The organism is Serratia microhaemolytica, assembly GCF_004011885.1.
In the GTDB taxonomy this organism is placed as follows: Bacteria; Pseudomonadota; Gammaproteobacteria; order Enterobacterales; family Enterobacteriaceae; genus Serratia_G; species Serratia_G microhaemolytica.
On the sequence record NZ_ML137213.1, the window covers coordinates 869 to 1698 of the forward strand.

General features: G+C 55.7%; 1 pseudogene. It reads left to right on the forward strand.

Annotation, left to right across the window (positions count from 1 at the left end):
• Positions 1-830, forward strand: a pseudogene (locus EOJ37_RS14745) (DNA primase); the annotation flags it as partial.

Below are 830 nucleotides of genomic sequence, written 5' to 3' on the forward strand. Positions count from 1 at the left end.
AGCGATCTTGATCCAGAGCAGCAGCGCAGCGGGGAAGTCGTCATTAATGGATGCGGTGCTGAATATGATGCCACCCGAAGAACGGTTGCAATACAGCGCCATGACCGGGCAAAGCCTGTTCTACCTCGGTGAAGTGAACGTGAAACATAAAATCTTGGCCATCGCCGAAGAAGAGGGCGTCAGGCAAGCCGCCTATGCACTGAAACTGCTGCAATCCGATGGCGAGTTGACCATCGCCAGCACCGCCAAAGATGAAGTGAGCGGCAACTTGGTGACCAAACAGTACCGGGTAGAAGGGCCAGTGATGTTAATGCTGACCAGCACTGCGATCGACATCGACGAAGAGTTGTTAAACCGCTGCCTGGTGCTCACGGTGAATGAGTCACGCGAACAGACCGAAGCCATTCATCACGCACAACGGCAGGCACAAACGCTGGCCGGGCTGCTGGCCAGTCGCGATAAGCACTACCTGAGCGAACTGCACCAGAACGCACAACGCTTATTGCGGCCACTAAAAGTGGTCAATCCGTTCGCGCAGCAACTGAGCTTTATTAGCGATAAAACCCGTACCCGGCGTGACCACATGAAATACCTCAGCCTGATCCAGAGCATCGCGTTACTGCATCAGTATCAGCGCGAGGTAAAGCAGGTCAGCCATCGCGGCGAGGTGATCGACTACATCGAAGTGACAGCACAAGACATTCAACACGCCAACCCACTGGCGCAGGAAATTTTAGGCCGCACGCTGGATGAGCTGCCCCCGCAAACCCGCCAGTTGCTGAAGCTGATCGGGGCGTTAGTGGCGCAGTTGGCCAGCGAACGCAAACAGG